This is a genomic window from Pantoea sp. Fr+CA_20 (genome assembly GCF_024520835.1).
Lineage (GTDB): Bacteria > Pseudomonadota > Gammaproteobacteria > Enterobacterales > Enterobacteriaceae > Pantoea > Pantoea allii.
This window is the reverse complement of record NZ_JALNPN010000072.1, coordinates 1-200: the sequence shown is the minus strand read 5'-3', so window position 1 is coordinate 200 and position 200 is coordinate 1. Positions and strand designations below refer to the sequence as shown.

Below are 200 nucleotides of genomic sequence, written 5' to 3'. Positions count from 1 at the left end.
GGGTGATTAGCTCAGTTGGTAGAGCATCTCCCTTACAAGGAGGGGGTCGGCGGTTCGAACCCGTCATCACCCACCACTCTTAACAAGGTTTAAGATGGCCCGCAGTGTGCAAGAGATAAGATATGGGTGATTAGCTCAGTTGGTAGAGCATCTCCCTTACAAGGAGGGGGTCGGCGGTTCGAACCCGTCATCACCCACCA

The 200-nt window shown here is 54.0% G+C and carries 2 tRNA genes; both read left to right on the top strand.

From position 1 onward, the window contains the following. Positions 1 to 76: transfer RNA gene (locus NR177_RS23860), tRNA-Val, on the top strand. Positions 77 to 124: 48 nt separating this feature from the next. Continuing rightward, positions 125 to 200, top strand: a tRNA-Val gene (locus NR177_RS23855).